A 24,965-nucleotide genomic window follows, 5' to 3' on the forward strand; every position below is an offset into this window, starting at 1 on the left:
TTCTTAGAATCTTCAGGGTCTGTGTATTAATCGATCTTTGATTTTCAAGGTTCTGAGCTGTTTCAGAGAAGCTTTTGTTCTGCTCTCTTGCGACAGCTCAGTTAATATAACAATTCCCTTTCTGATTGTCAAACGTTTTTTTGAATTTTTTTATTTTTTTAATCAAGAAGCGCTCTGACTGCATTTCTCACGCAGTCATCACATTCGCAAAGAACCTTTCCGGTCCCCAGTCCCTTTAAGTCCTTGCAGATGGTTGCTCCGCATGCAGCTTTGAAATCATTTAAAAGCTGTCTGGACTTCGGGCCGGTAGGCGTACCCGTATTGTTCTTCATACCGAGAATCATATTGGCACCTATTAAAGCTCCGCATGTCGCTTCCATGCATCCCATGCCTGCTCCGAATCCCGACCCCAGGGTCTTTAACTGCTCAGCGCTTAACTCAAGCTCATCTTCAAAAGCCATCAAAACAGCCTGACAGCAGTTACATCCGTTATGCTTATAATCCACTGCCTTTTCAACTTTATCAATATTCATTTCACTTCTCCTGCTTTAATAAAATTGCTTTGACATTGTACACCGGTTATTTAACGATTGCAAAATATAATTTTGTAAAATTCCCTGTTTTTAGAATAAATACAGATTTTTATTTATATTATGCAGTCCTCCATGTATGAAACATTCTCAATTGGTGCTAAAATGTTGGATTGTTATCCACGGTGATTATACAAGGCATAACGTTCTTATATTACATTAATCCATTTACCTTAACGAGCGTATCCTTAGTTTTCTTATGTTATAGTCGCCCGAGGATCATCATTCCAAACACAGGCAGAGTTCTTGCTCCGCCGTTTTATCATGTATTTTATTTTGGGGTATTTTCAGGAGAAATTATGAAATTATTGTCACTCATTAAAGAACTACTTATTTTAACCATCGCCACTTTTATCATCGCGGTTGCAGTTTACTTTTTTCAGGTCCCGAACCACGTTTCTATCAGCAGTATATCCGGTCTTTCCATAGTACTTATAAAATTCATGCCTTTTAGCATGTCTCAGATCACGATGTTTTTGAACACAGTACTTCTGATCATCGGATTTTTCACCTGTGGAAGTGAATTCGGATATAAGACTGTATATACCTCCATACTTCTACCGATTTTCTTAGGTATATTCGAAAATGTTTTTCCAAATATATCATCACTGACCGGTGACGCATTTTTAGACGTCGTATGCTACACCTTCGTTGTAAGCATTGGCCTGGCAATTCTTTTCAACAGAAATGCTTCCTCCGGAGGTCTGGATATCGTTGCAAAGATCATAAACAAGTATTTCCGTATAGAGATAGGTAAGGCACTGTCGGTTGCAGGTATGTGTATCGCACTGTCATCGTTCCTCGCCTACGACATTAAAACAGTTGTCCTCAGCGTACTCGGCACTTATCTGAATGGCATCGTCCTTGATCATTTCATATTTGACCAGAATCTGAAGCGCAGAGTATGTATCGTTTCTCCGAAGAAAGATGAGATCAGAGATTTCATTTTAAATGAGCTTCACAGCGGAGCAACGATCTACAAGGCAATCGGCGCCTACCACCTCGAAGAACGTGAAGAGATCATCACCATCGTCAACAAGCAGGAATTCCAGAAGCTTATGTCTTTTATCGATGTTGTAGATCCTCAGGCATTTATCACTGTCTATCAGGTAAGCAATATCCAGTACAGGCCAAAGTCACTCCCCGAAAGAAAATTCAACTGATTTATAGATATGTATATACCAAAAGACCCACGTTTCATATAGCGTGGGTCTTTTACTTTTCTAATGTCTATCGCGCCAAATACAGGTATCGTTATCAGCTTCACGACAGCCATCCTCTGTTCTTCTTTTTATAGATCTTTATGTTCATGACATGATAGTTCCTGACCTCCAGGTCAGCGAATCTTTCGTCTTCAACCCTCAGACTGTATGTCCCGAAATCCACTCTCATATCTGCTATCCTGCCGCTTTTGAGGTGGAAATGTATGGGAATAGTGATCTCCGGTCTCTGGTTTGAATTCTTTATCATGTCCGAATATGCAAATGCTTCATCCGAAAAGAAGGAATCCTCTCTGAAGGCACATAGAGCATGAATGTACTTATTCCACCCGATGACATCCTCACCGTATATCTCCGCGACTATATGCCCACTTTCTATATCACTTTCATCCTGAACGAAATTCACCGCCATTTCACAGGTGCGGTATTCTGTTTTACCGAATAACTGAAATATATCCAAAGGCGTTCTCCCAGCAATAAAAAAACTTTTTTGATTTTTTCAAAATTGTTGTTGACAAATATCCGAATAATTTGTATATTGTACAGGCGTTGCGAGAGAGCAACGAAATGCACCTTTAGCTCAGTTGGTAGAGCAGCGGACTCTTAATCCGTTTGTCCAGGGTTCAAGTCCCTGAAGGTGCATTTTTTATTTCAAGGCTCAAAACCACGGTAGCCAAAAAGCTCCGTCGGTTTTGAGCTTTTTGTTTTTTCTCATATGTTAAACCTATCCCAAACAGTCCATTCATTTCCCAGGGAATAATTTAATGTTTGTCGCAGGTCATACAGACATACATTTATATTACCACCAAACTCCGGGGAAACTCCCGATATCCTCACGAAATTTTTATAATTTTATATTTCGATTGTCAAAATACAATTTTTATTTTATCTTCAGCTTCTTTTAAGCTTCACAAGTTATTATGTGTTCGTCGAATAGAAAACACTCTATATCGACTTGAAGTTTTTTCATACTACTCCGCCGGAGGGACTCCCTAACCCTCCGGCACCCCTCATCAGCCAAGGAGTTATCCTTTATTATATACGTTCCACCGGCATGGGACCAATACAATGGACATGCAGTCAATCAACCACCGGTCATGCAAGAGAGGCCAGTCATTCACTCGCCGGGAGGCAGCATCGCAAATAGGTGCAGAAGCACTATAGCGGATCCCTACTCGTCCGTGAAAAGCCGAAAATGCGTCTGGCATCTCACGCTGACAATCTGACGCAAAACAAAGGGAGCTGCAACACCAGCAGGTGTACAGCTCCTTTTGCAACATAATTCAGTTAGAGGTTTGTAGAATGAAAAAAACAGTTCACACACATCCTTTTTGAAGCATGATATTGGCATACAGCGCCTTCTCAGAGGAAGCAACTATACAGTATGCTTTTCCGGCCTCTTCGATAAATTCCTTTTTCGAAATAACCGTAAGCCTATTCAGGTCTTCATACTTCCCGATGGTTTTCCTATAGTTCTCCCAGATAGGAGGTTCTTCCGCCCCTTCCTCCGGCGGCTGCATGAGAAAAGCCGCCTTCGCCACGAAAGAATCCAGAGGAAAAACAGACAGTACTGCATCAAGTATTTCATCAACACCATGACCATCGCATCGAATCACAATAGCATTTCTCCCCACACTTTCGCAGGGAAAATTCCCGTCCGCTATAACAATGCGGTCACCATGGCCCATTTCGCACAGCACCTTCAAAAACGAAGGTGACAAAAGCGCCGGAACTCCTTTTAACATACGAGCCTCCTTATTGTACCGGATGAATAGCATCCTCATAGAAAGCATATGCTTCTTCTGCGGTAGCTCCCTCATGAACGATCTTTCGTACTGCTGCGCTCATTTCAAACGGATGCAGAGACTGGAAAATATTGCGTCCCATGTCCACTCCGTTGGCTCCCTTCGAGATAACATCATAGGCAAGCTGCAATGCATCCCTTTCCGGAATCTTCTTTCCTCCGGCAACAACTATAGGAACCGGGCAGGCCGCTACAACTTCTTCAAAATTCTCACAGTTATAGGTCTTTACGATATTGGCACCAAGCTCCGCAAGGATCCTTGTGGCAAGCTTGAAGAACTTTGGTGTACGTTCCATCTGCTTTCCTACCGCAACAACGCCAAGAACCGGAATAGAATACTGCTGAGCCATATTAACAGCCTTCGAAAGATTCTCCAGAGACGATAACTGTCCATCCCCACCGATAAATGTCTGGATAGCGATACAGTCCGCATTCATTTTCACTGCCTCCTGCGCATCAACGGCCAGGATCTCATGGGACAGGTCTTCATCCAGCATCGAAGAACCGGATGTTGCTCTCAGGGCAATGCCTTTGTTCCCGATCAGCGCCGGATCTATACAGTCTCTGAGCCCGCCACGTGTCGCCATGAGTACATCTACATTCGGAATCAGTTTCGGAATCTCGATGTCGAGTCGCTCAAGACCGGACGTTGACCCCATAAAATATCCGTGGTCAAATGCAAGCATCACAGTATTTCCGCTTTTCGCATCGAAAATCCGGGATAGATGCTTCTTCATTCCCCAATCAAGGGCATTGGCGCCCTTTACATAGAACCCGTTGCTATTCTGAAACGGGGTATCCAGATAATAGTTTTTTGCAACCTTCAAACCTTCGAGATCAGCCATTTTCCACTCCTTATCACCATCTAAATCGAATTTAGAAATCGTAGTCGTTTACATTTTCCTTAGTGAATACAAGTCGCTCAGGAAGAAGTACAACACCGTTGTTCACATCGCCTGTTGTTGCGCCTTCTGCGATAGAATCATTTGCAAGAAGCTCAACTTCGCCGATTTCCGGAATATTGATCTTGTCGCCTACATGAACTTCATTTCCTGCTGCAACATAAGCTGTCAGATAGCAGCCCATTGCGCCCTGAAGTCCGCAGTCCCAGAGTCCCCACTCCTCGAGGATATCAGCCTCTGCGTACTCCTTCATTGACTGAGGAGATGCAAAACCTGTGATGGAAACGTCATTCTTTGTAAGACCTGCATTCTGAGCAGCCTTTGCCTGTCCCGGAAGTGCAGTAGAGTCGTTGCAGATAATAAGATCAACATCTGAATGTGCCTGAAGTACAGAAGCACCGATACTTACGGCCTTTTCTGCATCCTGCTCTGAATAATAGTTATCCGGTGCAACATTCTCCCAGTTCGGATATGTTTCCTTTATATACTTCTCACCGGCAACCTGCCATGAGTTCTGATCTGTTACAGTTGCATTTGAATAGTGCCAGCAGTACTTGATGGCATCCTTGGAGATATCCTTGCCTCTCTTTGTAAGCTCATCAGCGCCCATATCAACCAGCATCTTGCCGAGGATCTCCGGAGTACCCTGAGATACCATGATGGTTCTCGCATCAGTAGAAACATCAGAATCCCATGTTCCTACAGTAACACCTGCATCCATAGCGCTCTTCAGTGCATCATCGAGACCTGTTGCGTCAACCGATGAAAGACAGATTCCATCTGCACCTGATGCTGCAGCCTGGTTTACTACCTGAACCTCATCCGCAACAGCTGCGTTTGGAGAACCTGTATAGTTTACTGTGATACCCCACTTCTTCGCATACTCCTGAGCGCCCTTATTTGCCGACTCAAAGAATGCATTACCGGTAAGCTTAGGAACGAAAGCGATGGTAAGCCCCTCTATGGACTTTTCTCCACCCTCAGCCTGAGGAGCCGCTGCTTCTGTCGCTGCTTCTTTTTTCTCCTCAGCCTTTGCAGCAGTTGTCTCAGCCTTAGTCTCCTGTGCAGGAGCAGCTGATTCAGCACCGCCTGAACCTGATCCGCAAGCCGCCAATGAACTTATCATAGTGACAGCCATAGCCATTGCTAAGATTCTTCTTCTCATAAGAAATCCTCCTTTTATGCTGCGATGTTTCATCGCAATTTAAATTGTTTACAACGCCTTTAAACTTTCTTTTACACTGCCCTTCTTTATCGCCGCTTTTGGTGTTTTGTGTGTCAATGCAACCACCTTAGGATTTGTGGCCAGAGATCTGCATATGACTACAACAAGAAGGAGTGCGCCCACAGGAATATCCATATACTGCTGATTCACCCCAAAGGATAATGGGAGTCCGAACTTCAGGACGCCGATAACTACAGCCGCAAGTCCTGTGCCTATGGCCGAACCCTTGCCTCCTGTAGAAAGTGTTCCTCCGAGAACACAGGCAGTGATTATCTGCAGTGTAAATGTTGCACCAAGATCCGATTTCGCCGTACCGAGATAGGATGTAAGTATGATTCCGGCTATAGATGCACTGATAGCCGATAAGATATACGCTGACATCATTACAAGCTTCGAATTAATTCCCGAATACTCAGCCGCATTTTTGTTGATGCCCACAAGGAAGATCATTCTTCCGTATTTCGTTTTCTTAAGCAGAATATGGGCTATTACCGTAAGTACCAGAAATATGACCACCTGAAGCGGAAGCACATCTCCGAAACGATACTTGGAAATGAATTTAAAGCTGTCAGGGAACCCACTGATTCCTTTATAACTGGCCGTAGCCGAAAGATTGGAGATCAGAAGAGCTATACCCGCATAGAGGAAGCTTCCTCCGAGGGTCACCACCATGGGCTGAACATCACAATATGCAACAAAGTAGCCCGACAGAGCACCGCAGACTGCTGCGATCAGAACGCTCAGAATAACCGCAGTCCAAATATTGAATCCGAAATCCTGCCACGAAACACCTATAATGATCGAGGTCAGCCCCACTATGGAACCCGCCTGTATATCTATGCCGCCTGTGATCATGCAAAACGTCACGAACAGAGAAATGATACAGATGGAAATGATATCGTTAAGGCTCCCCAGCAGCACTGCCGGTTTCAGGAACTTGGGATTCTTTGTGGCAAATACAACTATCTCCAGACAAAGGATAACCAGCAGTACAAATTCCCAACTCTTGAAGAATGCTTTACTTTTTTCCGCCAAGGATCTATTCATGTTATGCTCCTTCTTGTACTGTCTTCAATTCTTCGCTTGTTCTTGCAAGCAATATCTCATGATGATTACGAATGATCTCACGATTCTGCATTACCGTAGTTACCACAACGATAACGATAAGCATGATACCTGTAAGTGTATTATCGTAATCTGACGAAAAGCCCATGAAGACGAGAATTCTGGAAATGGAAGACATGATAATGGCACCGATCGCCGCACCAAGCAATGTACCCTGTCCACCGGTAAGAGCAATTCCTCCCAGAACACAGGCTGCTATGGCTTTCATTTCATATCCGTTTCCGGCAGTAGGTGTGACAAATCCGATTCTCGATGTATAAGCCATGCCTGCCAATGCCGCGAATATTCCGCAAAGTACATACGCTGTGATCTTAGTTCCCGTTGTGGGTATACCAACCAGCGCAGCGCCCGAAATATTGTCACCCACAGCCGTAAAATAGCGCCCGTGTTTCGTGTGATTGGTCACATAATTGGCAGCAAGCACGCCTGCAAATGTCACAGCGTAAAATACCGTCAGATGCCCTACGAGCTTAACATTGGCAAGCTTCGTAAAACTTCCCGGCAGATTCTCTACCCATGCACCTGTGGTATAGACATAGATCATTCCGCGGGTCAGACCGTTCACACCAAGCGTAAAGATCAGTGACGGGATCCTCATGATGGAAACGCCCCATCCGTTGATCAGTCCGACAACAGTTCCAACGATTATGGCCATAAAAAACGCCGTCATCCAGCTGCCGCCGTCCCTCAGTATGGTCGCAGCCACAGCTGCGCTCATTCCCATGGTAGCTCCTATGGAAACATCTATTTCACCGGTCAGTATCACAAAAGCAATGCCTACCGCCAGCAAAGTGAATACAACGGAATCATTGAGACAGCTCAGCAGGCTCGCCGGTGCAAGAAATGCCGGATTCAAAGAGCCAACCAGCAGAACCAGAAGAACCAGAAAAATGATGCTCCCTGCCTCGCGAGCCTTTGTAAATCTCTTCAGTGCCTTCATTTATGCCTCCTCTGCCTGTGTAACTTCAATGTTAAAGGATCTGTTCATCAGAGAAGTCTGGCAGATCTCCTGCTTTGCAAGTTCACCTTTCTTATATCCCTGATACATGACCACCGCTCTGTCTGAGAGCTGAATGATCTCCTCCATATCCGAAGAGATCAGCACGATAGCCACTCCCTGCTGCTTCAGCTTAAGAATGATCGAATATACGTCACCTCTTGCCGCCGCATCGATTCCTCGTGTGGGTTCATCAAGTATCACTACCTTCGGATGTGTGGCAAGGCATCTGCCGATAACGATCTTCTGCTGATTACCTCCGGAGAGACTTCCTGCCTCCTGATCCTGTCCTGTAACCTTTGTTCTGAAATCATCGATATACTTTTGTGTGATTTCAAATTCCTTCTGATCCTTCAGAAAGAATCTGCCTAATGACGAATTATGTAAGTAAGAAGAAGTAGTATTGGACGCAACAGATGCTATACCAAACAGCCCATTAAGGTGTCTGTCTTCAGGCACATAATTAATGCCTGCATCGATAGCCTGTTTTGTAGATATACCGGTAACGTCCTTTCCATTAAGAAGAACCTTGCCTCCAAGTGGTTTCTCTCTTCCGAAGATAGTGGTGGCAAGTTCTGTACGTCCTGCGCCTACAAGTCCGGCGACGCCAAGGATCTCTCCCGGATATACCTTGAGACTGACGTCCTTGAAGCCATAGCCCGAAAAGTCCTCCAGTTCAAGTACCGGTTCAAGATGCGCATAATCAACTTCCTCAAATGCAGTTTCTTCCTTTTCGATTTCCTCCACATTCTTGGGAAGAAGTCCCTTTACGAGCATCTCTCTGGTGAAATCTTTGATAGGTCCGTGAAGTGTGATAAGGCCGTCTCTCATGATGGCTACATGTGTACCTATCTCGAATACCTCACCAAGTCTGTGGGTGATATAAATGATCCCTATTCCCTTTTTCTTAAGACCATCCACCACTTCAAAAAGAGACTCGACCTCATCGAATGTCAGGGAAGACGTAGGCTCATCAAGAATCAAAAGCCGTGCGTCACGCATCAGTCCGCGCAGAAGTTCAACTATCTGCTGTTCTGCGATAGTCAGGCTCAATGCTTTTCTCGAAAGGTCCAGATTCCACCCGATATCCTTCATTATCTTCAAAAGACGGCTGCGCAACTCCGAATGTTTTTCCTTGAAACCGATGAGAATATTTTCTTCAACAGTCATATTTGGAAACAACATGGGTTCCTGAGGCACCATATAGATGCCCTTCTGCAGGGAAACCGCCGGTCGGAATGAAGTGATACGTTCTTCGCCTATATAAACTTCACCTGCATCCGGCTGATATATGCCCATGATGATCTTCATCAATGTCGACTTTCCTGCACCGTTTCCTCCGATCAGCGCTAGCACCTCTCCGGAGCGTACTGTTAAGTCTATGCCTTTCAATACAACATTTAGTCCGAACTGCTTTGTTATCCCTCTTACCTTTAGCAGTTCCAACTGAGCAACTCCCTCTGTGTTCTGGCTCATGTGTTGCTCCTTTCCTCTATACATATTGCTCTTTTTGTTCTATGCTATTCTGTTTGTTCTGTTACTGTTTTACTATTTCTGCTTTACCGATTCTTTTTACCGTTCCCTGAAAATCCGGTCTTTTGTTCATCCACCGTTCATCGCGAACCGGCATCTTGGTTATTTTTTATGAATTTTTGTTTTTCTCACGAACATTATTATCGATTTTTAGTATACCATACGAGCAAGTGCTGTCAAGCCGATTTGATAATTTGTATTAATTTTTCGCATTATTTAACACTTTTTTGGTTATTGTGCATTATTTATGTGCCATATCATATTGATTTTTCATTTTTTCTGGTATATAGTCAATTCAGTAGCTTTTTGAACATTTTTAGTATAGCGTGAACAAATGCTTCATTTTCACTGTGCAGAACTTTTGCATCTGTGATACACTCGTGATGCTGATGTTTATTCAAGGAGCATGGAAAGAATGAAATACGAAGACGAACTGATCTACAAAGCTGCATGGTACTATTACGTTGAGAACATGACACAGCAGGAAATTTCCGAAAAACTGGGGCTTTCACGCATGAAGGTGGTGCGTCTGTTAGACGCAGCCAAGGAAACCGGTGCGATCCAGTTCAGGATCCTGACGTCAAACGGCATGAATTTTGATCTTGAAGAGAAGCTGACGAGCAGCTGGAATTTAAGCAAGGCCATCGTCATCCCCACTCCGCAGGATCTCAAAAATCTTAATGAGAATCTCGCGGTTGCCGCAGCCAACTACATAGCCACCATCATCAGTGAACAGTCCTTCATCAACATGGGTTATGGAGATACTCCGTCCAGAGTACTGAACCACCTTGCGGCCATTGCGGAAAGTCCTGTTTCCGTGGTGTCTCTTACCGGTGGTGTGAATTACTACCTGCCGAACGCCGTGTCATCCATTTTCAAGGCCAAGCTTCATCTATATCCTACGCCTCTTCTCATTTCTTCCCCGGAAGCCTGCAGGGCCATCCTTCAGGAGCCCGGAGTTCAGGAAATCAGACGTATGACGAAGCTCGCCTCCTTATCCATAGTGGGAATTGGCGGCATGAACAGCGATGCCACCGTACTCACAAACAGCATTCTGAACAGCAACGATTTTACTTATCTTTCCATGCAGGGTGCAGTAGGGGATATTCTGACCCATTTCATCGACAAGGATGGAAATCAGATACATACCTCTTTCGATGATCGTTTAGTAAGCACATCCCTTGATACTCTGAGAGAACTCAACAACGTGATAGGCATCGCAGGCGGCCCGCAGAAAATCGCAGTTATAAAAGCCGCTTTGCGCGGGCACTATCTCAACACCCTCATCACAGACGAAGATACAGCCAGACATTTGCTCACGCCTTAATCACAGGAGTAATCCTGAAGGAGGCGTTATGGGAAAATATCTCATGGCCATTGATGCCGGCACCGGAAGCATCCGCGCGGTCATTTTTGATCTGGACGGAAATCAGATATCCTGCTGTCAGCATGAATGGGATCATATAGAGGACCCGAAATACCCGGGAAGTATGAATTTCGACTGGGTGAACGGATGGGTCCTTGCGAAGCAATGCATAGAAGGAGCGACCAAAGACGCAGGTATCGACAGCAGCGAGATCGCTGCAATCTCCACTACCTGCATGCGCGAAGGTATCGTCCTTTACGATGCGTCGGGACAGGAGATCTGGGCCTGTGCCAATGTTGATGCCCGTTCCACAGATGAAGTGGTGGAGCTGATCCGCAGCTATCCGGGGCTTGAAAAGGAACTTTATCTCGAAAGCGGACAGTCCTTTGCATTAGACGCATTGCCTCGTCTTCTCTGGGTAAAAAACAAATTACCTGATATTTATGAAAAAGTCGCAAAGATCGGCATGTTCAACGACTGGCTGATCTATAAACTCACAGGTTCCATGATAGTGGAGCCTTCCAACGGATCCACCTCCGGTCTCATGGACCTTCGGACCAGAAACTGGGATCCTTCAATTCTCGAACGCTGCGGACTTAAGACCGATATTTTCCCTGAAGTAAGAGAATCAGGAACCATAGCGGGAGAGGTATCTGAAAATGCCGCCTCAGAAACAGGTCTCACTGCCGGAACAAAGGTTGTTGTGGGAGGTGGCGACGCGCAGCTCGGATGCATTGGCGTCGGCGTAGTAGATCCCAACGAAGCTGCCATTTTCGGCGGAAGCTTCTGGCAGTACGAATACAATACAGGCGAAGCTAAAACAGACCCTCAGTGCCGTGTCCGTGTGAATTGTCATGCCGTTCCGAACGTATGGCAGTATGAAGCTCTGGCTTTTAAGCCGGGTCTCGTTATGCGCTGGTTCAGGGACGGATTCTGCCAGCTGGAAAAAAAGCTTTCCGAAGAAACCGGCCGTGATCCTTATGACATCATGAATGAAGAGGCGGCAAAGATACCTGCGGGCTGCTACGGAATGATGTGCACCTTCTCAGATGTCATGAATTTTATTTCATGGAAGCATGCCGCACCTACCTTTACAAATTTTGAGCTGGATCCCGAAAGATTTTCACGTTACACCTTCTATCGGGCCATTCTGGAAAATACCGCACTTGTCACCAGGGGTCACATGGATCTGGTACGTGAATCCACAGGAAACATGCCATCCGAAGTTCTTTTCGCTTCCGGGGCATCAAAAAGCCCTCTGTGGAGTCAGATCCTCGCCGATGTTCTGGGAATACCTGTGAAGGTTCCTTCCGTTAAAGAGGCTACAGCGCTGGGCGCTGCCATAATCGCGGGATACGGCGTCGGACTTTACAGTGACATATCCGAAACTTCCAAGCGGCTCGTCCATATCGCAGCCACTTATGAACCGAACATGGAAAATCACAAAGTCTATAACGAAATGTATGAAAGCTGGCGCAAGGTATATGCCACACAACTGGATCTTGCAAACTCAGGATTAACCAGACATATGTGGGCAGCTCCCGGCGTATGATAAAGGAGGTACCAAATGTTTGTCATAAATGAAAATGAACGTGAATACCGTTACGGAGACAACGGTCCAAAATATCTCATGAAGGGTCCTCGTATGAATTTTGCTCTTGTACAGTTCATGCCGGGACAGAGTTTCAAGGCTCATTATCACAATATAATGGAGGAGGACTTCTACATCATCGAAGGAAAGATAGATATAGTTGTTGACGGTGTAGTACATTCTCTTGCGAAGGGCGATCTCATTCACATCGAGCCGAAAGAGATACATTTCTGTATCAACAATTATGATGTTCCCGTAAAGATGGTTTCAACCCTCGCGCCTCATCAGGAAGTAGATAAAGTAGAGGTAGACGACTACAGCTATGATCCGAACAACAGAGCCTGAATATCCGTTTTCTATTTTGCTGCGACACCCCTAATTCAGCGCAGCAAACAATCATAACTATTCATTTAACTTACACTAAAGCAAAAACCGTGCAGGGAAATTTCCCTGCACGGTTTTTGTTTCGTTTTTGTTTCGTCTTTGTATCCCTGTAAAAGCCGCTATGTGATCCCATCATCCCCTTCGACGCCTATACAGCTCTGTCGCCATAAGTGAAACGAATATGGCATCCACCTTTGAAAAATCTATTCCGAAGATCTTTTCAAGCTGTGAGATCCTGTATTTCACCGTGTTAAGGTGTATCCCCATTTCATCCGCTGTTTTCTGTTTCGAACACATCAGGTGGAGATAACATTTAAGCGTTTCAAAATACTCCGTTTTATAAGCATTGTCATAATCAATAACATGACGTATTTCGGGCATGATAAAGGCTTCTGCGTGATTCATATCGGAACCGATACATTCCCTTATGTAATCACCATAATGATCCTCAAAATGTTCTTCCTGCTCCTGTCCGAGGCGAAGAGCCATTTCCGCCTGAAGGGCATATGTATTCACAAACTGAAGATTTTCAAATGGAAGGCTGTAGCCTACACGGATATTCTTCTTCAGAAGTCTCTTAGGTATCTCATGTCCGTCGCAGACAAGTATATACCCCCGGTTACTGATTATTCCGCAAATGATCATCGGGTCCGTATTCCTAAGATCTGCCATGAAGGCGTTTAGGATGGCGGTCCTGCCTTTGGCCTCCGTATCAACTATCAGCAGACTGTATGGGGGCTTTCCTGCGTATCCAGCCGACTTCAGTATCTTTCTTCCGGTGCTCTCCGCTTCTGCAGTGTCCTGCAAAAGGAGCGCAAGACCCTGTTCCAGAGTCGATCCCGATGTCGGATTCTGTGCTCTAAGATATATCGCGACTGCGTTGCTGATTCCTATGACCTCATCATCCGTAAGTTGTTCATGAAGGACTATGGTCAGTTTTCCTATGGGTCTTCTATCGGAAAAAACATCCATGATCACGATGTCTTCATCATAGAACGCATCCCTGAGCCGAACAGGTTTCGGATTCCCGCTAACCTTGTTGAGAAGTCCGCTGTCCACCCAGCGATCTACCCTCTCCATGGTCTTTCCGTCATTAAAATCTTCTAGATACTTTTCTGATGACGGACTATGTGACTGGGCGATGATCCTGTATGCCCCGTCCATGATCCAGAAGGGATCATTTATCTTTTTTCCGCAGGCATCCACAAACTCCTGTATCGTTTTCGATCTTACTATAATTTCAAACAGTTCATGCTTTTCCATAAAACACCCGGTCCCATTCCTGTATTATGTCTCATTATACAAGAATAGAACCGGGTGTCAAAAATTCCCTTTAATTATATTTTCTGTTTATCCCTTGACGTATTTTGCAGCTTCCTCACCGCAGATCCTTCCGCCTGTGAGTGCATTCATCATGGATACACCCTCAACGAGAGGATAAGAGTTGTTGTACATCTCCGCAACGTCATTTCCTGCTGCGTAAAGTCCCTTGATAACTGTTCCGTCATCCTTTATTACCTGAAGGTTTGAGTTTACGAGAACTCCTCCGATTCCTCCAAGAGAAACAGGTCTTGCCTTTACTGCGTAAAGTGTGCCCTCGCCGAGGCTCTTCATGTATCTGGAAGCCTTTCCGTATACAGGGTCTACACCGTTTTCACATGAAGCATTGTAATCTGCCAATGTCTTCTCCAGAGTGTCTGCATCTACGCCCATATTCTGTGCAAGCTCAGCAACAGAATCGCCCTTGAATACGATTCCCTTCTGAACTCCGTCCTCAAGTGCGGCGCGGAACTCTGTCCAACCCTCATCGATAGAGAACATAGGAATAGTCGGCTCATAAGCCACGGCTGTATCTACATCAAGAGCCTTGGCACCGCCCTCTTCCAGAGCCTTCACCATATCCTCAGAAATGATGGAGAAGTAATATTCGCCCTGAGTTGCTGCTGCATTTGAGCAAAGAGCTGTATCATAATTGAGATCCTCAGGACAGAATCTTGCGGCTCTCTTGTTTACCCATACACTGGTAGGCATATAGATAGCCTTTGCGATCTCGTCCTTGCCCTGCCCTGTCTGGATACCTGAATATGAAGTAACTCCGTGATACTGCTGTATGGTCTTACCCTTACCTGCACCGATGGCACGTGACATGGTTGCACCGTCTCCGGTCTGTGTACCTGTTGTAAATGTCTCGAGAGGGAAACCTACCTCTTCTTCGATCATGTCAGCATTGGCACCGAATCCACCTGTTCCGAGAACAACGGCATCACATGATATCTCATAGGTTGTTCCGTCCTTGGCAACAGCAACAACACCTGTGATCCTGTCGTCCTCTGCCTTAAGCTCTGTGGCAGGTGTCTCGAAGAAGACCTGTCCGCCGTCTGCCTTGAACTTATCTACCAGCTTTGCATAGTATCCGAACTTATTCTCCTGATCCTTATATATATGGTAGGTCTGGAATCCGTCTGCATGAGCGGCCTGCTCGATACCCATGAAAGTGAACTCCATGCCGTTCTCCTCAAGCCAGTCGATAGTCTCACCTGAACGGTTCGCTATATTGTAGAAAAGCTGTCCGTCATCCATCCAGCAGTTATAATCCTGCCAGTATTTAAGTACATCAGCTGTTGTGAAGGTTCCTGCAACTCCTGCTTCCTTCTGATCCTTGGAATCTATACCCATAGGTCCTCCGGCGATGATGGATACACCACCCGGGGTTGCTGCCTTCTCAAGAAGGATAACATCAGCACCGTTCTGCTGTGCTGTAAGAGCTGCTGAAACACCTGCTGCTCCGGCACCTACAACTACGACGTCAGCCTTCAGCTCCTTGACCTCTGTTGACTTTTCCTTAACTTCTCCTTCGAGCTCATCAGGATTTCCTCCTGCTGCTATTACAGCCTGCTTTACGGCCTCAATGATAGCATCGGAAGTGATGGTAGCGCCTGTCACGCCATCCACAACAGGTCTTCCTGCTGCAACGATGTCCTTAGGAACCTGCTCAAGAGCCGCTGCAGCAACCTCAGGAGTCTCGCTGTTGTCACCGACCTTTACAGAAACGATCTTTCCATCCTTGATCTCTGTCGTTACTGTCATCTTGCCGTTTCTACCATCAACGGTTATATCGTATGTTCCGTCCGTAAGACCGGAACCTGACTCTGCTTTTGATCCTTCTTTACTTTCCTCTGCCTTCTCTGTGGCAGCTTCACTTGTTTCCTCTGCAGTAGTTTCAGCTGCTGTTGTCTCTGCCTTTGATGCAGCCGTTGTAGCTTCCGGTGTAGCATTGGCACCGCAGCCTGTCATGACCATTCCGGCAATAAGTGCTGCTGATATAAGTTCTCTCTTCATAAATCTCCTCTCCCTCTTTTCGGGAATTTGGTTCATTTTCATGAACTGCTGTTTTTGGGGCAATGTTATTTATTTAACATTTCTGTGTAACTATAATTACACATCATCGGCCGAAGCTGTATGTCTGTTTCAGACAAACAGACGCTCGAATTACACGCAGATTCCACAACAGGAGAGACTAAAAAAGGGATGCCTCCCGCAAAACGCAGGAGGCATCTTCTATCGATCTATTTATTTTTCGTTGCGCTGAGAAAATTTCGTGTCCTCTCACTTACAGGATGCTCGAAAAGCTGTTCAGGTGTGCCCTGCTCCTCGATCCTTCCCTGATCCATGAAGACAACTCTGTCCGCAACCTCTCTCGCAAAACCCATCTCATGGGTAACGATGATCATGGTGAGACCTTCCTCAGCCAGATCCTTCATTACATTGAGAACTTCTCCTACCATCTCAGGATCAAGAGCCGATGTAGGCTCATCGAAAAGCATGAGCTTCGGTTTCATACACAGCGCCCTTGCGATAGCCACACGCTGCTTCTGTCCGCCTGAAATTCTGGAGACATTGGCACCCGCAAACTCCTTCATGCCAACCTTATCAAGGAAATGGAGAGCCCTTTCGGTTGCCTCCTCTTTTGAAAGCTTAAGTACCTTTCTCTGAGGATAAACACAGTTTTCGATAACATTCATGTTGTTGAAAAGATTGAACTGCTGAAAGCACATGCCGACCTTCGCGCGATAGGCATTGATATCCTTTGTATGAAGGATATCCTCGCCGAAGACTGTAATGACGCCTCCGTCCGCCTTTTCAAGGAGATTTATGCAGCGGAGCAGTGTCGACTTTCCTGAACCCGAACGACCGATGAGGCAGACGACCTCTCCTTCATTTACGGAAAAATCAACCCCTTTGAGCACCTCAAGCTCACCGTATTTTTTTCTAATGTTTCTGATCTCTACTACAGGTGATGCCATAGTGCTCACTTTGCCTCCAACTTCTTCTTTGTATACCCGATGCTTTTGGGATCAGTATCGCTCATAGGCAGTGAATACTGACTGTCCGAATTCATCCTCTTCTCTATATAATTCAGTATGAGACTCGCTATGGAGGTGAGTATCAGATAGATAAGCGCCTCGAGGAAATAGGTCTCAGTGAAATGGAAGGTGGATCCGGCGATACTTTTCGCCTGAAACATAAGCTCTGTGATGGATACGATCATGAGCACCGAGGAATCCTTGATGTTTACGATAAATTCGTTTCCTATGGCAGGGAAAGCATTCTTCACTGCCTGGGGAAGAACCACGCCAAGCATGGTCTGTGCGTTAGACATGCCGAGGGATCTCGCTGCCTCTGTCTGTCCGCTGTCCACAGCCTGGATACCGGAACGGATGATCTCAGCCATGTAGGCACCGGTGTTGATGCTTATTACAAAGATAGCCGCAACTGTAGGAGTCCAGTGAATGATGTTCAGAAGGGCGTAGTAAATGAAGACCGCCTGAACCATCATAGGTGTTCCGCGGAAAACAGTGATGTAAGCATTGGCAATGACATCAAAAAATTTCTTCAGAAATCTCGATGCATCGCTCGCTGTGTGGTCAAGCCTAACTGCTCTGAAGCCTCCAACCAGAAGTCCGAGAACGAGACCGAAGCAGGTTCCTGTGAGAGCCACCAGAAGTGTGGTACGGACTCCCAACAGCAGGCTTGCGTGATATTTACTGATTATTTCTATACAATTCTCAATGAACATTATCTATTAACCATTAGCCGGCTGACGCTCAACCGCTGCCTCCATAAGTGAATTTCTCTCGTCTACAGATATCTCTGAAAGCGCCTTCTCAAGCTGATCCTTCAACTCTGTATCTTCCTTTCTCACCGCTACGGACACTGTTGTGTCAGCTGTGAAACCCTTGCCCTCGTCAAATCTCACGATGGCGAGTCCTGAGTTAGCGGCTACGACACCGTTTGCAACAGGAAGCTCAGATACGACCGCGTCAACTGCTCCTGCCTGAAGTGCCTGTATGGATGCCGGGAATGTCTCTGCCGCAGGCTGGTGAACCACACCTTCGATCTGATCGATGACCTCATCATAAACCGTGTTCATCTGTCCCTGTACTGTGGCACCGGAGAAATCCTGAATACCTGTTGCTCCCGCATACTTACTGTCAGCCTTTACTATCATGACCTCCTCAGACTCATAGTAAGGAGATGTAAATGCTACCTCCTTTTCTCTCTCAGGAGTATCTGTCATACCTGCGATAATGGCATCGATCTGGTCGTTCTGAAGTGAAAGGATGAGGTTATCCCAGTCAAGCTTCACGATCTGAACATCTCTGCCGATGGAGCCTGCAAGCTTTGTAGCCATGACTACATCATAACCGTCGGCATAGTCAACTCCAGTGATAGGCTGGGTGAAATCATTGGTCTCTGTGGTTGTCCAGTTGAACGGAGCATAGTTGCACTCCATTCCCACTCTCAGAACTCCCTTTCCGGAAGCTGCCGCCTCTGTTCCCTGTGCCTGAGACGCTTCTGTTGTCTTAGGTGTGCTGTTTCCGCATCCTGCAAGAAGTGCTGCACTTGCGAAGATTACTGCTGCTGAAATGATTGATCTCTTCATATTTTTTCTCCTTTGCAATAAAAAAGACCATATGTGCTATCACATACGGTCTAAATCTCTGAAAATATGAATCAGATCCCATAAGTAATAGCGCCTCTCCGAAATCGGAGGAGTGATACAGATATTCTCTGCACCCCCACAGAACATGCTTGCGACAATGTTCCGTTCGGCGGTGATTACCTTTCCTTCACTTCTCAGCCCGCCGGCTCAGTGGAGTACTCATTTACACCGCTACCTCTATTTACATAAGTCTTTTATGTTTTGCCTAAATATAGTATTCAGGGAATATTATGTCAAGTGAGTCTGATATTTAATGTAGTTATATCTACTATTCCAAAATCGTCAGGATGCTCTTTTGGCCTTCTTTTTACCGGCGAAAGCATTGTCCTGCTTCTTAGCTTTAAATGTATTCTCCTGCTTCTTTCCGCGGTTCATCTCTCTGCGGCTGTCAGCCTTTCCGAAGGAGCTTCTCTCCTTTGTCTTCTTAAAGGATTCTTCTGACCGGTTTTTCTTATTATCTTCCTTTATCTCTCTATACTTCTTTTCTCTCTTTTCGAAGCTTGCAGTTGCCTCTGCAAAGATCTCGGCGCTCTTCTTGTAGAACTTTTCAAATCCGGTCTTCTTCGGCTTTTCTGAGCGTACGTCACTCTTCTTTGAGTCTCTTTTTCTCTCAGACTTAAATCTGTTTCTATCCTCACGAGCCTTTTCGCTGTTCTTATCCTCATTTAAAGAGCCTGCTGCAAGCTTTGCCTTTGCTACTGCTGCCACAGCCTCCTCAACGGAAAGTCCCTCCAGTCGGAGCTTTCTTCTCTCCAGTCTTTCCTTCTTCTCGGCACGGACCATGGCGATGCGCGAATCCTTATCCTCCTTGCGGACACGGGCCTTGCGGCTGCCTGCCCTCTCAGAACGGTTCTTTCTCTCAGCCTCATCCTTTTCAGTCTTTGGCTTTCCGAATCTTCTTCTCTCACCGCGCTTTACACGCTCGATGACGATAGACTGCTCAGTCTCGATCTCCGGAATCTCCTTCTGCATCATCTTCTCGATGTCATAGAGAAGTCCCATCTCCTCCTTACTGCAAAGGGTGATGGCCTCACCTGTCTGTCCGGCTCTTCCCACACGACCGATTCTGTGTATATATGACTCAGTCTCCTCAGGAAGCTCGTAATTGAATACATGGCTTATCTTTGGGATGTCAATGCCTCTGGATGCCACATCTGTAGCAACCAGGACCTTGATGTTACCTGAACGGAATCTTTCGAGAGCATTCTGACGCTGTCCCTGTGTCTTGTTTCCGTGTATAGCCATGGAAACGATACCGAGCTTTCCGAGATCTCTAACGAGATGGTCTGCGCCATGCTTGGTTCTGGTAAATACGATGGACTTCTTTACGCCTTCCTTCTTCAGGAAATCTCCGAGAACTGTCTTCTTGTCTTCCTTTTCCATGAAACAGATCTTCTGATCAACTGTTTCTGCAGGACTTGTGGTAGATGCGATCTTGATGGTCTCGGGCTCCTGAAGGATATCTCTTGCCAGAGCTTCGATCTCCTTAGGCATGGTGGCAGAAAACATTACAGTCTGTCTGTCCTCCGGAACCTCACTGACAACTCTTCTTATATCATGAATAAATCCCATATCGAGCATGCGGTCAGCTTCATCCAGAATAAGGACCTCTATATCCTTGAGACTGACGATACCCTGATTCATATAATCAATAAGACGTCCCGGTGTTGCCACCAGAATGTCACAGCCTCTCTCATAGGCTCTCACCTGTGGTCCCTGCTTGGCTCCGCCGTAGAAGCACACTGTACGGAGACGCATATATCTGCTGTACTTTTTGAAATTCTCAAGTATCTGTATGGCAAGCTCTCTTGTGGGAGTAAGCACGATGGCACGCGGATGTTCTCTGGACTCATCATCGAGCATATTGAGAACAGGCAGTGCGAAGGCCGCTGTCTTTCCTGTTCCCGTCTGAGCACAGGCGATCATATCCTTTCCCTCCATCATGAGAGGGATTGCCTGCTCCTGAATGGGTGACGGCTCCTTGTATCCTGCCTTTGTGATAGCGTCAACGATACGGTGATTTAAATTTAATTCATTAAATGTCATTTAATATTTCCTTTTATTATGAGTATAAGCGGCGTTATGCTTCACGACCTGTGTTTCACAACCTTATCGCTTATACAGAAAAACTGACCGGGCACGCCCGATCAGTAAAGTAATTTGTTTATAGATAAGACTGTGGGAGTTTAACACACCTAAAATAATATTGCAAGTTGGTTTTCATTTTGTACTTCGCAAATGCAAAGGGAGCTATCCTGAGATAGCTCCCTCTGCATTCTGTAAGGAGATAAAAAAACAATGTATTATTGGCTTGATATATTCATCGGCGGGATTATCTACGACATAAGTACTTTTTTAAAATTATTTAGCAGAAAAAATGTCTGGTAATGATCGTCAACCTGTTATCTGTGTAGTCTTTCATTCCATGATAGAGATAATATAGTCTTTATCATCAATGAAAATATACATATAGTAATAGGACGATATTAATTGTATAATGATAAATACATAATTTTAATGCCGAAAAAGGGGATGCATATGGGACTTTTAATTGAAAATCTTGAGATGGTGCTTGAATATGTTGTTTCGATCTGCACCATCATGCTGGAGATGGTGGGCATCACAGTTCTTGTCTGGAGCGCTATCCGTTGTTTCTTCGGATGGATCCACAAGGATCAGCACATTAGGCTTGATCTGGCTCAGGGCATAGCTTTAGCTCTTGAATTCAAGATGGGCGGAGAGGTTCTTCGTACAGTAGTTGTCAGAGAATGGCGAGAGCTCGGTATACTTGGAGCCATCATTCTTCTGAGAGGATTACTTACCTTCCTTATCCATTGGGAGATCGAAAACGAGAAGAAAGAGCTTCAGGAGCATGCAAAAAAAGCAGCTTCACCAAAAGCAACAACAGTATCCGATGATGAAAAGTAACTCGTTACAGTGCTGATCTGTATGTTGTCAGATATAGGCATAAAGCCGCTTGGATCAGTTTGATCGTAAAAAAACAGTGAACACTTCAGTGAGAGGTGTTCACTGTTTTTGTTTTCAGTTTTTTATAAATCATTCCGGAATATACGGATAAGAGTTTATACTGCCCGGATGATCATTTCTTTTCTTTCAATGCCTTTTCAAGCGCATCAATCAGTATCTTAAGCGCTTTGATACGGGCATATTTTTTGTCATTGGACTCAAGAATATGCCATGGAGCATAGGTAGTGCTGGTCTTTGCTATCATTTCATCAACCGCCTGCTCGTACAGATCCCATTTGTCTCTGTTTCTCCAGTCCTCGTCAGTGATCTTCCACTGCTTTTCAGGAGTATTCTGTCTGTCGGTGAAACGGGCAAGCTGGGTATCCTTATCTATGTGCACCCAGAACTTGACTATAACAGCGCCCCAGTCACTGAGTTCCTTTTCAAACTCGTTGATTTCATTATATGCTCTCTGCCAGTCATTCTCAGAACAGAAGCCCTCCAGACGCTCGACCATGACACGCCCGTACCAGGTGCAATCAAAAATAGCAAAATGCCCCGTTTTCGGAAGTCTGGTCCAGAAGCGCCACAGATGATGGCGGCTCTTTTCGAAAGGCTTCGGACTGGCGATAGGATGAACCTCGTAGCCTCTCGGATCGAGAGCAGCTGTGACTCGTTTGATATTTCCGCCCTTTCCGGCAGCGTCCCAGCCTTCATAAGCGATGATGATAGGGATGCCTTTCAGGTATGCCTGATTATGAATATTCTCAAGTTTTTCCTGAAGCTCCTTAAGCTGTACCTTGTAATCTTCTTCGGAAATCGTCTTCTTCAGATCCACATCCTTGAGTTTAGGCATGCGGTTAAGAGGGAATATATTCTGAATCAGAGGTACAGTGAGGTTATGATTCTTCAAGGCAACATCGATTCCTGCGACCAATGTCTCCATTACCTGCAGCTCAGCCCATTTTCTGGATTTTGCATCTATCACATTCCATGGAACAGTTGAAGTGTTTGTATCTTCCATGAATTTATCGAAGACCTTGCCGCACTCATCGTAGTGCTCGTTCTCCCATATATCGTAATCATCTACCTGCCACGCTGTCTCTTTGCTCTCCATGAGGGTCTCAAGACGCTTGGCTTGTTCTTTTTTACTTATATGGAAGAAAAATTTCAGCACAAGATATCCGTTATCAGTAAGTGAACGTTCAAAACGCAAAACACTTCCTATACGGTTCTTGTAGGTCTGCTTGTTGATCCTGTCAAACAGTACATCCTTTGTGATCTCTGTCATCCATCCGGCATCAAGAAACTTAAATTGACCGGCTTCCGGTATCTCTGCAAAGTATCTGGCTAAGAAAGGCTTCCGTTTCTCTGCAGGTGAAGGATCATGAATAGAAACTGCAGTAAAAAATCTGGGATCGAGATCTTTGATAACCCTCCCAAGAACGGTTCCCTTTCCGGCAGCCCCCCAGCCTTCAAAAAGAACAAATACCGGAAGCTTGTTATCTTTCATGAGAAGCTGCTGTTCTGCCAGACGCTGATGCGCAGCTTCAAGGCGTTGTTTTATTTCATCGGATTCCGGTTTAGGAATTGAATTGTAGGTTTCAATCATTATGGGATCTCCCTTCTGTTGTATCATAATTACGAGCATGCTTTAGATTTTCTTCGACGGACTTTTGTATGATGATAAGAACTAGGGGGAGAATTATTTTCGTATTTTAAAAATTTGAAAATATCATTTATAACCCGCACTAAATATAGGCAAAAAAGAAGAACCGATATCTTAACTAGACGAGACGTTAAGATATCGGCCTTTTCTTTTATGGTAGAAAAAAAGGTTGCGGTGGGGATGGAAGGGGTGTGGGCTCCGCAATCCTTTTCATCTGGTAAGAATATTATAGTAAGTATTGGGCTTTTGTTTTATGACTAGAGAATAACATCACCTATGTCACAATACTGTCACAAAAATATAAAATAAAAGTAATATAACATTTATTGGCAACTTAACCTAAAATCGCTTATATCTTCCCCTTCAACAAAGCCCCAGGTATCATGAACTAGAATGCGTACCGCTCCTGCTTAATCCTTGTCCTTTGAATCTCCGGTGTGGACATAGCCTTTCTCCTTTCAACTGTTCCTTGCATCCATTATTTCTGCCAATGCCTCGATCTGCTCTCTTGTGGTTGCCCATGAAGTGCAAAATCTGACCACCATGTTTTCCTCATCATAAGGCTCCCAGTTTGTGTAAATCACACCCTTTTCTTCAAGGGCTTCAAGAGTCTTTTTGGGCATAACTATGAATTGCTGATTAGTGGGGGAGTTAATGAAAAAACTGTATCCTCTATCAGCAAAAACCTTCTTAAGTTCTTCGGCTCTGTCTATGGCATTCTTTGCTATCTCTGTGTAAAGACCGTCAGTAAACAGCGCATCAAACTGGACACCGTTTAAACGTCCCTTTGCCACCAAGGCTCCATGCTGTTTGATCATGGTGACCATCTGCTTAGGTGCATCGCCCTTTGGATATACTACGGCTTCTCCGCAGAGAGCACCAACTTTAGTTCCGCCGATATAGAAAACATCAGTAAGTTCTGCGATATCTTTTATTGTTACATCGGTACTTTTACTCATTAAACCATAACCGAGTCTTGCACCATCAAGGAATAAAGGAAGTTTCCACTTCCGGCAGACACCGGATATGGCTGTCAGCTCTGATTTGCTGTAAAGAGTTCCGTATTCCGTCGGGTGGCTTATGTAAACCATACCCGGAAAAACCATATGATCATGATCCGAATCATCATAAAAGCTCTTTACAAAGCGATCCAGCTCTTCGGCATCGATCCTTCCATCATGCGCGGGTAATGCCATAACCTTGTGTCCTGTGTACTCTATGGCACCTGCCTCATGGCAGTTTACATGACCGGACTGTGCGGATACCACACCTTCGTACATTCTGAGAGTAGTATCTATAACAGTCTGGTTTGTCTGAGTGCCTCCGGTCAAAAAGAATATATCAGCATCAGGACATCCGATGAAATCCCGAATTCTGTTTTTTGCACTCTCCGTGTAGGTATCAGTACCATAACCCGTCAGCTGTTCCATGTTTGATCTGGTAAGAGCTTCAAGTACCTTAGGATGGCAGCCTTCTGTGTAATCACTTGCAAAGTTTAGCATTTTGTCACCTCGTTTAGTTTTCTGTCATGATGTCGATTCAGTAAATAGGCATTTAGGAGCTTTGCCCTTGCAGCATATTGTAACTC

Annotated in this window: 21 protein-coding genes and 1 tRNA gene; 6 read left to right on the plus strand and 16 right to left on the minus strand. The window is 45.2% G+C overall.

Annotation, left to right across the window (positions count from 1 at the left end; all coding sequences use genetic code 11):
* Nucleotides 1-158: 158 nt before the first annotated feature.
* Complete coding sequence (locus BXO88_RS14125; RefSeq protein WP_078038375.1) at nucleotides 159-533, minus strand: C-GCAxxG-C-C family protein; 375 nt, start codon at nucleotides 531-533, stop codon at nucleotides 159-161.
* A gap of 356 nt (nucleotides 534-889) precedes the next feature.
* On the opposite strand from BXO88_RS14125, the gene BXO88_RS14130 reads away from it, so the two are divergent.
* A complete protein-coding gene (locus tag BXO88_RS14130) occupies nucleotides 890-1,753 on the plus strand; it encodes a YitT family protein (RefSeq protein ID WP_078038376.1) in 864 nt (287 codons plus the stop codon).
* A gap of 100 nt (nucleotides 1,754-1,853) precedes the next feature.
* On the opposite strand, the gene BXO88_RS14135 is transcribed toward BXO88_RS14130, so the two are convergent.
* Nucleotides 1,854-2,270, minus strand: a complete 417-nt coding sequence (locus BXO88_RS14135; RefSeq protein ID WP_078038377.1) for a hypothetical protein — start codon at nucleotides 2,268-2,270, stop codon at nucleotides 1,854-1,856.
* Nucleotides 2,271-2,379: 109 nt separating this feature from the next.
* On the opposite strand from BXO88_RS14135, the gene BXO88_RS14140 reads away from it, so the two are divergent.
* Nucleotides 2,380-2,452, plus strand: a tRNA-Lys gene (locus BXO88_RS14140).
* Between the two features lie 674 nt (nucleotides 2,453-3,126).
* Here BXO88_RS14140 and BXO88_RS14145 read toward each other — a convergent pair.
* From BXO88_RS14145 to BXO88_RS14170, 6 genes are read right to left on the minus strand one after another with little or no spacing between them, the layout of a single operon-like run.
* On the minus strand, nucleotides 3,127-3,555 hold the full coding sequence (locus tag BXO88_RS14145) for an RbsD/FucU family protein (protein ID WP_078038378.1): 429 nt from the start codon (nucleotides 3,553-3,555) through the stop codon (nucleotides 3,127-3,129).
* Nucleotides 3,556-3,565: 10 nt separating this feature from the next.
* Nucleotides 3,566-4,459 carry a 3-hydroxy-5-phosphonooxypentane-2,4-dione thiolase gene (gene lsrF, locus BXO88_RS14150; RefSeq protein WP_044995899.1) on the minus strand — a complete coding sequence of 298 codons (894 nt, stop codon included), beginning with the start codon at nucleotides 4,457-4,459 and terminating at the stop codon, nucleotides 3,566-3,568.
* A 31-nt stretch (nucleotides 4,460-4,490) separates the two neighbouring features.
* A complete protein-coding gene (locus BXO88_RS14155) occupies nucleotides 4,491-5,681 on the minus strand; it encodes a substrate-binding domain-containing protein (RefSeq protein WP_078038379.1) in 1,191 nt (396 codons plus the stop codon).
* 48 nt (nucleotides 5,682-5,729) lie between these two features.
* The gene (locus BXO88_RS14160) at nucleotides 5,730-6,788 is read right to left on the minus strand and encodes an ABC transporter permease (protein WP_078038380.1); all 1,059 of its coding nucleotides are present in this window, start codon (nucleotides 6,786-6,788) and stop codon (nucleotides 5,730-5,732) included.
* A gap of 1 nt (nucleotide 6,789) precedes the next feature.
* Complete coding sequence (locus BXO88_RS14165) at nucleotides 6,790-7,806, minus strand: ABC transporter permease (RefSeq protein ID WP_078038381.1); 1,017 nt, start codon at nucleotides 7,804-7,806, stop codon at nucleotides 6,790-6,792.
* A complete protein-coding gene (locus BXO88_RS14170) occupies nucleotides 7,807-9,339 on the minus strand; it encodes a sugar ABC transporter ATP-binding protein (RefSeq protein ID WP_078038382.1) in 1,533 nt (510 codons plus the stop codon). It abuts the gene before it with no gap.
* Nucleotides 9,340-9,811: 472 nt separating this feature from the next.
* On the opposite strand from BXO88_RS14170, the gene BXO88_RS14175 reads away from it, so the two are divergent.
* The 3 genes from BXO88_RS14175 to BXO88_RS14185 are packed head-to-tail and all read left to right on the plus strand — an operon-like array spanning nucleotide 9,812 to nucleotide 12,698.
* Entirely contained in the window at nucleotides 9,812-10,723 is a 912-nt protein-coding gene (locus BXO88_RS14175; RefSeq protein ID WP_206099999.1) for a sugar-binding transcriptional regulator, read from the plus strand.
* Nucleotides 10,724-10,751: 28 nt separating this feature from the next.
* Complete coding sequence (gene lsrK / locus BXO88_RS14180) at nucleotides 10,752-12,314, plus strand: autoinducer-2 kinase (RefSeq protein ID WP_078038384.1); 1,563 nt, start codon at nucleotides 10,752-10,754, stop codon at nucleotides 12,312-12,314.
* Between the two features lie 15 nt (nucleotides 12,315-12,329).
* Nucleotides 12,330-12,698 carry a cupin domain-containing protein gene (locus BXO88_RS14185; protein WP_044995911.1) on the plus strand — a complete coding sequence of 123 codons (369 nt, stop codon included), beginning with the start codon at nucleotides 12,330-12,332 and terminating at the stop codon, nucleotides 12,696-12,698.
* Between the two features lie 171 nt (nucleotides 12,699-12,869).
* On the opposite strand, the gene BXO88_RS14190 is transcribed toward BXO88_RS14185, so the two are convergent.
* From BXO88_RS14190 to BXO88_RS14215, 6 genes are all read right to left on the minus strand, one after another.
* The gene (locus BXO88_RS14190) at nucleotides 12,870-14,000 is read right to left on the minus strand and encodes a PucR family transcriptional regulator (protein WP_078038385.1); all 1,131 of its coding nucleotides are present in this window, start codon (nucleotides 13,998-14,000) and stop codon (nucleotides 12,870-12,872) included.
* Between the two features lie 87 nt (nucleotides 14,001-14,087).
* Nucleotides 14,088-16,076 carry an FAD-dependent oxidoreductase gene (locus tag BXO88_RS14195; protein WP_168171727.1) on the minus strand — a complete coding sequence of 663 codons (1,989 nt, stop codon included), beginning with the start codon at nucleotides 16,074-16,076 and terminating at the stop codon, nucleotides 14,088-14,090.
* A gap of 227 nt (nucleotides 16,077-16,303) precedes the next feature.
* Nucleotides 16,304-17,041 carry an amino acid ABC transporter ATP-binding protein gene (locus tag BXO88_RS14200; protein WP_078038387.1) on the minus strand — a complete coding sequence of 246 codons (738 nt, stop codon included), beginning with the start codon at nucleotides 17,039-17,041 and terminating at the stop codon, nucleotides 16,304-16,306.
* A gap of 5 nt (nucleotides 17,042-17,046) precedes the next feature.
* On the minus strand, nucleotides 17,047-17,814 hold the full coding sequence (locus tag BXO88_RS14205) for an amino acid ABC transporter permease (protein WP_078038388.1): 768 nt from the start codon (nucleotides 17,812-17,814) through the stop codon (nucleotides 17,047-17,049).
* 6 nt (nucleotides 17,815-17,820) lie between these two features.
* Complete coding sequence (locus tag BXO88_RS14210; RefSeq protein WP_242945235.1) at nucleotides 17,821-18,681, minus strand: transporter substrate-binding domain-containing protein; 861 nt, start codon at nucleotides 18,679-18,681, stop codon at nucleotides 17,821-17,823.
* A 342-nt stretch (nucleotides 18,682-19,023) separates the two neighbouring features.
* Nucleotides 19,024-20,787, minus strand: a complete 1,764-nt coding sequence (locus BXO88_RS14215; protein WP_078038389.1) for a DEAD/DEAH box helicase — start codon at nucleotides 20,785-20,787, stop codon at nucleotides 19,024-19,026.
* 492 nt (nucleotides 20,788-21,279) lie between these two features.
* Here BXO88_RS14215 and BXO88_RS14220 point away from each other — a divergent pair, with 492 nt between their 5' ends.
* Nucleotides 21,280-21,669 carry a DUF1622 domain-containing protein gene (locus BXO88_RS14220; protein ID WP_078038390.1) on the plus strand — a complete coding sequence of 130 codons (390 nt, stop codon included), beginning with the start codon at nucleotides 21,280-21,282 and terminating at the stop codon, nucleotides 21,667-21,669.
* 172 nt (nucleotides 21,670-21,841) lie between these two features.
* Here BXO88_RS14220 and pap read toward each other — a convergent pair whose 3' ends face one another.
* Together pap and BXO88_RS14230 are read right to left on the minus strand one after the other, a co-directional pair.
* On the minus strand, nucleotides 21,842-23,320 hold the full coding sequence (gene pap, locus BXO88_RS14225) for a polyphosphate:AMP phosphotransferase (RefSeq protein WP_078038391.1): 1,479 nt from the start codon (nucleotides 23,318-23,320) through the stop codon (nucleotides 21,842-21,844).
* A 515-nt stretch (nucleotides 23,321-23,835) separates the two neighbouring features.
* Entirely contained in the window at nucleotides 23,836-24,879 is a 1,044-nt protein-coding gene (locus tag BXO88_RS14230) for a threonine aldolase family protein (protein WP_078038392.1), read from the minus strand.
* Nucleotides 24,880-24,965: the final 86 nt, after the last annotated feature.

Source organism: Oribacterium sp. C9, from assembly GCF_002007235.1.
Lineage (GTDB): Bacteria > Bacillota > Clostridia > Lachnospirales > Lachnospiraceae > Oribacterium.